This is a genomic window from Streptomyces sp. NPDC005195 (assembly GCF_040608315.1).
GTDB classification, from domain to species: Bacteria; Actinomycetota; Actinomycetes; order Streptomycetales; family Streptomycetaceae; genus Streptomyces; species Streptomyces kaempferi.
In genome coordinates this window covers 1-3,150 of the sequence record NZ_JBEXHZ010000205.1, presented here as the reverse complement: position 1 = coordinate 3,150, position 3,150 = coordinate 1, and the positions used below count along the sequence as shown (strand labels likewise).

The following is a 3,150-nucleotide window of genomic DNA, read 5'->3' as shown; positions in this document are numbered from 1 at the left end:
CCCAGCCACAACGGCCGGCCCGCGTCCCGGTCCTGCCCGTACGTCGCCAGCAGCGCCTGCGCCTCGATCGGGTCACCCAGCTTCGTGCCCGTGCCGTGCGCCTCGACGACGTCGACGTCCTGGGTGGTGAGGCCCGCGTTCGCCAGCGCCGCCTGGATCACTCGTTGCTGGGACGGTCCGTTGGGGGCGGTCAGGCCGTTGGACGCGCCGTCCTGGTTGATCGCCGAACCCCGGACGACCGCGACGACCTCGTGTCCGTTGCGGCGGGCGTCCGAGAGCCGCTCCAGCAGCAGGACACCCACTCCCTCGGCCCAGGCGGTGCCGTCCGCGCCTTCCGCGAACGGCTTGCACCGCCCGTTGGCCGCGAGTCCGCGCTGCCGGCTGAACTCCACGAACATGCCCGGGGCGCCCATGACGGTGGCGCCTCCGGCGAAAGCGAGGGAGCACTCTCCGGAGCGCAGTGACTGGACGGCCATGTGCAGGGCGACCAGCGAGGAGGAACAGGCGGTGTCGACCGTCACGGCGGGGCCTTCCAGGCCCAGGGTGTAGGCGATCCGGCCGGAGGCGACGCTCGCGGTGGTGCCGGTGAGGACATGGCCTTCGACCGCTTCGACCGCTTCGTGCAGGCGCGGTCCGTATTCGGGGGCGGTGGCTCCGATGAAGACTCCGGTGGCGGTGGAGTGCAGTCCGTGCGGGTCGATGCCGGCGCGTTCCAGCGCTTCCCAGGTGGTCTCCAGCAGGAGGCGCTGCTGCGGGTCCATGGCCAGCGCCTCGCGCGGCGAGATCCCGAAGAACCCGGCGTCGAACTCGGCGGCGTCGTGCAGGAATCCGCCTTCACGGACGTAGCTGGTGCCGCTGCGGTCGGGGTCCGGGTCGTAGAGCGCGTCCAGGTCCCAGCCACGGTCCGCGGGGAACTCCGAGATGACATCGGCCTCCTCACGCACCAGCCGCCACAGGTCCTCCGGCGAACGCACCCCACCGGGATACCGGCACCCCATCGACACGATCGCGATCGGCTCACCGTCCACGAGACCACGGGCCGTCGGAACGGCCGCCTCGGCTCCGGTGGTGTCGTGTGCCGTGTCGAGGTGGCGGGCCAGGCGGGCCGGGGTCGGGTGCTCGTAGACGACGGTGGCGGGCAGGCGCAGGCCGGCGGCCCGGTTGAGGCGGTCGCACAGTTCGACGACGGTGACCGAGTCGAAGCCGAGGTCCTTGAACGAGCGTGCGGGGTCGATGGCGTCGGGGGTGGTGTGGCCGAGGATGAGGGCCGCGCTCTCGCGGACGAGCCGGAGGCTGTCGCCGCTGCCGCTGCCGCTGCCGCTGCCGGTGCCCGTGGCGGTGGGGGTGGCGGGCTGCGGGGGCTGGTGGGCGGGTGGCGCCGGGGTGGTGCGGGGGTGTGCGGAGGCGGCGGGGGTGGTGTCGATCCAGTGGCGGCTGCGCTGGAAGGCGTAGGTCGGCAGGTCGACCGTGCGGGGCTGGTGGGCGGTGAAGGCCGGGGTCCAGTCGACGTCGGCGCCGCGTGTCCAGAGTTCTCCGAGCGAGGTGTAGAAGCGGGTGAGGCCGCCGTCGTCGCGCCGCAGGGTGCCGGTGACGACGGTGTGTTCCGCGTGGGCGGCCGCGGCCTCGGCGGTCTCCCGGACCGGGGTGGTCAGTACGGGGTGCGGGCTGACCTCGACGAACACGGTGTGTCCGGCGGCGGCCAGGGCCCGTACGGCGGGTTCCAGGAGGACGGGCCGGCGCAGGTTGGCGTACCAGTAGGCGGCGTCGGTGCGGGCGTCGCGCAGCCAGTCGCCGGTGACCGTGGACAGGAAGGGGATCTCGGGGGTGCGGGGGGTGAGCGGGGCGAGGAGGCGCAGCACGTCGTCCTGGACGGCTTCGACGTGCGGGGAGTGGGAGGCGTAGTCGACGTCGATGCGGCGTACGCGGACGCCTTGGTGTTCGGCCTCGGCGGTCAGTTCGTCGAGGGCGGCGGTGTCGCCGGAGACGACGACCGAGGAGGGGCCGTTGACGGCGGCGACGGCGACGCGGCCGTCCCAGGCGGCGATGAGGGTGCGGGCCTGGGGCTCCGGGAGGGCCACGGACATCATTCCGCTGAGGCCCTTGAGCGCGATGAGTGCCTTGCTGCGCTGGGCGACGGCGAGGGCGCCGTCCTCGAGGCTCAGCGCGCCGGCGACGCAGGCGGCGGCGATCTCGCCCTGGGAGTGTCCGACGACCGCTGCCGGCCGTACGCCGTGTGCCCGCCACAGGGCGGCCAAAGACACCATGACGGCCCACAGGACGGGCTGGACGACTTCGACGTCGGAGCGGTCCAGGGAGGGTGCGCCGGGGTCGCCGCGCAGGACGGCGGAGAGCGACCAGTCGACGTGCGGGGCGAGTGCGGCCTCGCACTCGGCGATGCGGGCGGCGAAGGCGGGCGCGGTGGTCATGAGTTCGTCCGCCATGCCGGCCCACTGGCTGCCCTGGCCGGGGAAGACGAAGACGGGCCGGTCGATGTGGCCGCCCGCGGGGCCCGGGGGGATCGCGGTGGTGAGGTGGCGCAGGATGCCGGTGGAGTCGGTGGCGGCGCCGACGGCCCGGTAGGCGAGGGGGGTGCGGGTGGTGAGCAGGGACCAGCCGACGTCGACGGGGTCGGCGTGGGCGGCGGGGTGTGCGGCGAGCCGTGCGGTCTGGGCGTGCAGGGCCTCGGGGCTGCGGGCGGACAGCAGCCAGGGCACCACGGGGCGTTCGGCGGCGGGCTGTCCGGGGGCGGGCCGGGGTGCGGGCGCGGTGCGCGGGGGTGCCTGTTCGAGGACGAGGTGGGCGTTGGTGCCGCCCATGCCGAAGGAGGAGACGCCGGCGCGCAGCGGGCGGCCGGGGTCCGGCGCGGTCCACTCGGTGGTCTCCAGCTGGACGCGCAGGCCGAGTCCGTCCAGGTCGATGGCCGGGTTGGGGGTGGTGTGGTTGAGACTGGGGACGAGTTGGCGGTGGGCCAGGCAGAGGACCACCTTGAGCAGTCCCGCGATGCCGGCCGCGCCCTCCAGGTGACCGATGTTCGTCTTGACCGAGCCGACGGCCAGCGGGGCCCTGCGGTCGGGGTGGGTGCCGGCGGCGGCGCCGAGCGCGGCGGCTTCCACGGGGTCGCCGACCCGGGTGCCGGTGCCGTGGAGTTCG

The 3,150-nt window shown here is 74.5% G+C and carries 1 protein-coding gene; it reads right to left on the bottom strand.

Features of this window, described 5'->3' with window-relative positions:
- On the bottom strand, positions 1-3,150 hold a 3,150-nt coding region (locus ABZV34_RS37970), incomplete at both ends, for a beta-ketoacyl synthase N-terminal-like domain-containing protein (protein ID WP_356287405.1).